6 protein-coding genes and 1 pseudogene are annotated in these 6869 nt (G+C 36.1%); all 7 read right to left on the bottom strand.

Annotation, left to right across the window (positions count from 1 at the left end):
* Window positions 1–202: pseudogene (locus G577_RS0103030) on the bottom strand (ISLre2-like element ISTeha1 family transposase); the annotation flags it as partial.
* A 111-nt stretch (window positions 203–313) separates the two neighbouring features.
* Window positions 314–1657, bottom strand: coding sequence for a UDP-N-acetylmuramoyl-tripeptide--D-alanyl-D-alanine ligase (locus G577_RS0103025; protein WP_028789907.1), 1344 nt, complete (start codon window positions 1655–1657; stop codon window positions 314–316).
* A 183-nt stretch (window positions 1658–1840) separates the two neighbouring features.
* Window positions 1841–2905: a D-alanine--D-alanine ligase gene (locus G577_RS0103020; protein ID WP_028789906.1), complete on the bottom strand. Its 1065-nt coding sequence runs from the start codon at window positions 2903–2905 to the stop codon at window positions 1841–1843.
* Window positions 2906–3001: 96 nt separating this feature from the next.
* On the bottom strand, window positions 3002–3454 hold the full coding sequence (locus tag G577_RS0103015; RefSeq protein WP_028789905.1) for a YaiI/YqxD family protein: 453 nt from the start codon (window positions 3452–3454) through the stop codon (window positions 3002–3004).
* 130 nt (window positions 3455–3584) lie between these two features.
* Window positions 3585–4793 carry an SH3 domain-containing protein gene (locus G577_RS0103010; RefSeq protein WP_028789904.1) on the bottom strand — a complete coding sequence of 403 codons (1209 nt, stop codon included), beginning with the start codon at window positions 4791–4793 and terminating at the stop codon, window positions 3585–3587.
* Between the two features lie 15 nt (window positions 4794–4808).
* Window positions 4809–5513, bottom strand: a complete 705-nt coding sequence (locus G577_RS0103005) for a TraX family protein (protein WP_028789903.1) — start codon at window positions 5511–5513, stop codon at window positions 4809–4811.
* Between the two features lie 439 nt (window positions 5514–5952).
* Entirely contained in the window at window positions 5953–6585 is a 633-nt protein-coding gene (gene udk, locus G577_RS0103000; RefSeq protein ID WP_028789902.1) for a uridine kinase, read from the bottom strand.
* Between the last annotated feature and the right edge of the window lie 284 nt (window positions 6586–6869).

Below are 6869 nucleotides of genomic sequence, written 5' to 3'. Positions count from 1 at the left end.
TGATGGTTCTCTCGCTTTTACGATCGACGCGAAAGCCTTCTTTCTTACATTGCGCACAAATTTCTTCATCAAGCGTTTGAAACGCTAGTTGGGTAATTGTCGTGATCAATTGCGTAAAAAAGATCATCATAGCTCTTTCTCTTGCTAAAAAATTCCTTTCCTTCTTCATTACTTCCACTAAATCTGTTACAATAGATTCCATAAGAAACCGCCTTTGTTCATTAGTGCCTGTCACAGCCCAATGAATAGAGTAACGGTTTCTTTTTTATTCGTCTAGAGGGAACCTCAATAAATTTTACACTTAGTTATAATTTCACTCTTCTTGCAATGCAGAAATAACTTCTGCTAGACCCATTCCATTACTTCCCTTTAAGAGCAAAGCATCTTGAGGTTGTATATCCTGTTTTAAAAGCGCGAGCATATCCTGTTTTTTTTCTTTTTCAAAATAATAAATTTGATTTTGTTTTTCTTGTAACTCTTGATAGAGTGCTTCCATTTCGGTACCAAATAGATAAACCTTTGCGAAACTATCATTGATATGACGAGCCATTTGTCGATGCATCTGTTCCGAATTTTCTCCTAATTCAAGCATATCTGCCAATACCACAATTTTTCTACCTGTTAGCGGAAGTTCAGCAAAACTATCGAGCACAAGACCCATTGCCGTCGGATTTGCATTGTATACATCACTTAAGATATCCGCACCATTAGCTGTCTTACTCCATTGAGTTCGATCTTTCGTTAATTGAAAGTCTTTTAATCCATGTGCGATCTCTTCCTCGTTTAAGCCAAAATAACGGCCAAAATTATAAGCAACTAGTGCATTTTTTACATTATAACGACCAATAACCGGAATAGAAAAACGTTGTCCATTAATCATAAATTCAGTAGAATATTGCGTAGTTTTTAGCACCTCGGCCTGTACGTCGCCCTCGGTAAAACCAAAAGTCACTAATTCTTGTTGCAAAGAAGAAACAAGCGGATGTAATAAGGGTTCATCTGCAGGAATAAATAAGATCCCCTCTTTTTTTAAACCAGCAGTAATTTCCATTTTTCCTTTCGCAATACCCGCACGTGAACCTAAACTTTCAATATGTGCTTCGCCAATTAAAGTAATTGCAGCTGCATCTGGTTTACTCATTTGAGAAAGAAGCGTTAAATCCCCAGCATGATCCATTCCCATTTCTAAAACCAAAATTTCAGTTGTTTCAGGCATATGTAAAATTGTATAAGGAAGCCCTAAGTCATTATTATAATTACCTTGCGTTTTATATGTCTCATATCTTTGTGCCAGAACGGCTTCTGTCATATCTTTTGTTGTGGTTTTTCCATTACTTCCTGTAATTGCCACTACTTTGGGCGCAATCTTTTCTCGATAATAGCTCGCTAATTTTTGAAAGGCCTTTTTTGTATCTTCCACCTCAAAAACAAATAGATCTTCTGGTGCACTGGAAGTATCTTCACTCCAAAGGGTGGCAATTGCGCCATTTTCTTTTGCTTGCTCTACAAATTGGTGTCCATCTCTTGTTCCTTGTAAAGGAACAAAAAGACCATTGTTAGTTACTTTCCTACTATCAAACTCAATATTAGTAATACGTTGATTACTATCTTCGCTAATTTTCAAAACTTCTGCAATTTCTTTAACCGTTAAGTCCATATATTCTCCTTGCCTTGTTCTACGATAAAATTTTTCCTAAATCTCTTTATCCGTACTTTATTTTAACATAGCTTATACAAACTTATGATTTGAGCTTTTTTAATACAAAACAACAGTCGCATAATTGATACGGACAAAAACCAGGTATTGCCACTTTTCATTAGCAATACCTTGTTTTATCTTTTATTCATTTACATCAACATGCAATCTTTTCTTTTGACTGTGCTGGTTTAGTCCAAGTTGAATTAACTCTTCGATTAAATCACCATAAGGAAGACCTGTTTTTTCCCACAAAGAAGGGTACATGCTAAACTGAGTAAAACCAGGCATCGTATTTATTTCATTTAAGAATAATTCATTTTTATTTGTTAAGAAAAAGTCACAACGACTCAATCCACGTCCGCCTAAAGTTGTATATGCCACTTTTGCATATTCTCGTGCTTTTGTTTGTACCTCTTCAGGTATATGAGCTGGAATTTGCATCTTAATTGAGTTATTAATATATTTCGTATCATAATCGTAAAAGGCCACGTCTTTAATAATTTCCCCTGGCAAGGTCGTTCGAACATCTTCGTTACCTAAAATAGCTACTTCGATTTCTCGTGCTTCAATTCCTTGTTCGATGACCACTCGTGAGTCATAAAGATAAGCTTTATTTAAAGCCTCTTGTAATTCTTTACGATCATACGCTTTGGTAATGCCTACACTTGATCCCATATTAGCCGGTTTAACAAACATCGGATAAAGCAGTGTGCCCTCACATTGCTCAAAAATCTTTTTGGGGTTTTCTTTCCATTGACTTTTTAAAACGGGAACATAAGGAACTTGAGGAATACCAACTGCATATAAAATATATTTTGTCATAATCTTATCCATACTACTAGCGCTTGTCATTACTCCTGCACCAACATAAGGCATATCAATGGTTTCAAGAAAGCCTTGAATTGTCCCGTCTTCACCATTAGGACCATGAAGCATAGGTAAAACAATGGCGTCATCTTCTTTAATTTCGCAAGGTTGAATAAGTTGACCTTTGGCTCCTGGGCCTTCCCAATGAAGGTGAAGAACCTCTTCTGAAACTGGCTTTTCACTGAGCAGCGGTCCTTTGACCCATTTTCCCTCTTTTGTGATATAAATGAGCTGAACTTGATAGTAATTGTAATAAACTGCGCTTAGTACAGAATACGCTGAGAGAATCGAAACGTCATGTTCTGCACTTTGCCCTCCATATAATAAAATAATTTTCAAAGTTCTTCCTCCTGTATTCGAGACACACTTTTCGTTTATTCTCATATATTTTAGCACAAATTCTTCACAACGAATATATTTTTTTATTCGACCTTCTTACTCCCTCAGCTCTTTTGCTAAGATGTCATTTAACACCGTGTAAAACTCTCGTCGATCTTTCTTAGTAAAGGCTTTTGGCCCCTTCGTTTTTTTACCTGCTTTACGCATTTGAGCGCTCATGTAACGTTGATTTAATAAGATGTCAATAGTGTCTTTCCTATATTCCTTTCCTGAGTGATGAAAAACACGGGCCCCTTTAGGTAAAGCTAAAGAAGCCAAGCCGTAATCTTGAGTGATCAAAATATCCTCAGAGTCAAGTAACTGTACAATTTCGTAATCTGCTCGATCCATCCCCTTATCAACATAGACAAATTGAACAAAAGCAGGGGTTTTTTTATCCGTAAAATGATCGATACTGGTCACGATTAAAACTGGTAATTGAAATTTTTCTCCTAATTGCATCACTTCTTCTTTTACTGGAGATCCATCCCCGTCGATAATTAATCTCATTTTCATCGCTTCTTTCTTCCTTTACCAATAAAGGAGATTGGCAACAAACAAAAGAGCAGCCAACATCTATCTTGTGCTAGCCACCCTTTGTTTATAAATTATTCCAGAAAAATGCCTACTTTCACCATGTCTAAGGTTCACTATTTCTCGTCTCTTGCAATGTAAAATCTCCATCACTCTCATGGTCTTCCACCTGGTCTCGTGCCTCTAAATCATTAAAATGCCACCATTCCGAGGCTAGCGGTGTCATTCCTGCATTGACAAAGTATTCTTGCAAAACAAGCGCTGGTTGATTCATTTCAGGCCTTAATTGAGCTTCTCTCCAAGCATCTGGGTCAATAGCGGTTACTGGGGAAGTAAAAACAGCAGAATCTGAACTAAGTTCATGCATAGGTGTTGGCATTTGATATTCAGTATAATCTTTAACAACATCTACTGAATAATCACCATAAAATTCTGTGTCCTGTTCTTCGATTTGCGCTAAACTAACATCTATCGCAAAACCCTCTTGATGATTCGACACTCCCTCATCAATAAACCAGAACAGTTCCCACGGCGGAGTGTCTGCCCCTGCCTTTACTGTATCATTCTCATCCGCCAATTCTGATAGTTGCTCATACACTTTTTCCTGGGCGCTGTGTGGGCGGAAAGTTTCATAAATAAGCAAAGTTTCATCGTATTCTAAAGCCTGGGATTGGGCCTCATAAATTTTCTTTGCCGTAGTATATAGGACGGGAACAATAAATTCCTCCTCTCCTAATCTTTCATTGTATGTCTTACTATCATATAACGAAGTATTGGTAACCTCAGGTATATCAATACCAGAAGAACGATAATGCGACGAATACGTATTGGTATTATCATAAGCCGCTGATGGAATCACGTCTGGTAAATTAATAAACGCATAACGATGTTCTACCCAACCTTGGTTACCTTCATAATCGACTTCCCACCAGTCACCATCTTCTTGCAAAATTTGAAATGCTTCTCCAGGCGATAATGTTTCTTGAGTTTCTGCATCTTCATCTGCTTGCTCTTTGATTGGCAAGTCAATCGATGCGTACCCTGAAGCATTTTCGATTGGTAATTCAAATGTGCCTTCGTACGGGTTTTCCTCAGGTGGTTCAGAGTCTTCGGTTGATTCTTGACTGCTTTCACTGCTAGCAGAGCTACTGCTTGGCAAACTCGATTCTTGTGTTGAGCTTTGGCTACTCATTGTTGAGTTTGCTGCTTCGTTTGTAGAGGGAGTTCTTAGTTGAGTAAAAATAACCAAGCTAATACCGGCAACCACTAACAATGCTAACACTATTCCTAAGGTAACCTTTTTATTTCTTTTCATTTCCTATTTCCTCCCTCAAAAAATAAAGTATCTTAACACATATAAAACTAACAGATGGCCCGGGTATAGTATATAAAATGACCATTTCATTAAAAATGATTTTTTCCCTAATGTACCATCATAGCTAGCAAGTAGCGGAATAACCAAGAAGATTCCTAAGCGAAAGATAGAATTGCCATCTGTAATTGAAAAGCCAGGTAAAACATAAAAGATTAACCCGATCAAAACAAAAAAAAGTATCTGTAGTCGAAAGTTTTTTCTAAAGATACCAAACGATAAAATCCACAATACACTTATATAATTCCAGTCTGCTGTCCAAGATAATAAACAACAAACCAAAATGAAAATCACTTTTAGACCTAAAGGCATTGTTTTTGATTGACTAATGGCTAATGCCAAAAAGCCCGTAAACAACCCCCAAATGACACTTGTTGCTTGAAAAGAGGTTAGGTCAAAGTAAAGAATATAAGGATAATGCGAAATTAAGGCAAAAATAAACAATCTTTTGCAATACTTCTTCTTATTAGACGTATGAAAATAACCCTCGGCAATCAAATAGCACATAATAGGCGCTGCAAATCTACCGAATATACGTAAGATCACATAAAGTGCTGAATCACTTGAAAGCAACCAGAAAGTGGCGTGATCCACAATCATAGCGGTGACAGCAATAATCTTTAACGCATTTGAATTTAAGGAAGGTGTAATTGTCTGCTCCAAATGAGTCCCTTTTTTTTAAAATTATCATTCCATAATGAAATAAGCTGTGGCTTATTTATTAAAACAAACACAACCTCATTTTTTAATATAAAACATTATAAAACTGATTTTAAAGTATAATATCATAAAATAATTGAGAACTAACATTAAAATTTTCTAACAAAATATTAATTTTGTAACAACTTCTGTAAATAATTTTTCTTACATGTGCCTATCTAATATAAGAGACTATATTCCAACAATTGTTGAAAAATATAGTCTCTTATCAGTACTAATTTTAAATTAGCAGGAAATATTCATCCACAAGAATATTTCGCCAGCATCCTGCAATCCGGCAGGTGAGTTATTCTCATATGCCGCTGTTTAGAGAAAGTCGACTCATCGTCGACTACTCGGCTCATCGCATAAAATAAATTTTACCATAAAAGTACAATATTCACTAGGGAAAATTTCCTAAAATTGTACTTATTTTTGTATTAATCAAATCAATTGCTACGTGATTTTTCCCACCTTCAGGAACAACTACATCAGCATAACGTTTCGTTGGTTCAATAAATTGATGGTACATCGGTTTAACAATCCTTAAATACTGATCAATCACAGAATCAAGCGTCCGGCCTCTTTCTTCTATATCTCGTTTAATGCGACGAATAATCCGAATATCGTCATCTGTGTCCACAAAAACTTTAATATCCATTAGGTCACGTAGTCGCTTATCAGCTAAAATTAAAATTCCTTCTAAAATAATGACTTCTTTAGGTTCTTGAATTTCAATGTCACAACTACGCGTATGAGCAACATAATCATACACAGGTTTTGACACACTTTCATAACGCAATAATTTATTCAAATGATCAATTAACAGATCTGTGTCAAAAGCAAAGGGGTGATCATAATTTGTCTTTAATCTTTCTTCAAAAGGAAGATCACTTTGATCCTTATAGTAAGAGTCATGTTCAAGCATCATAATGGAATGATTAGGAAAATGACTTAAAATAGCCTGGCTTACGCTTGTTTTTCCACTGCCAGAGCCACCTGCCACTCCAATAACGATAGGTTTGTGGTGTACCATTATTTTTCCTCTTTCCTATTTTTTCTGTAATTTATCCTACCCGAATTGTGAAACAACGTCAATTAATGTCTTGTCGCCTTTATTTACAAATTAACAAATGATTTGACTTATATGACTTTTTCTTTTAAAGTAGTAACGTAAAGTAAATAAAGTTTCTCGCTACACACAGCGTTAAGACCTGGTGGAGAAAGTTATCATGAATCGGTCGAGGGGTAGCTGTGTATTCAGCTACCTCTTTTTCATAGCTTATCAATCATATGTAAATCTATTAGCGCATGAGTAAC

This window comes from Tetragenococcus muriaticus DSM 15685 (assembly GCF_000423785.1).
GTDB classification, from domain to species: domain Bacteria; phylum Bacillota; class Bacilli; order Lactobacillales; family Enterococcaceae; genus Tetragenococcus; species Tetragenococcus muriaticus.
The sequence above is the reverse complement of the archived record's forward strand: the minus strand, read 5'-3'. Positions and strand labels throughout refer to the sequence as shown.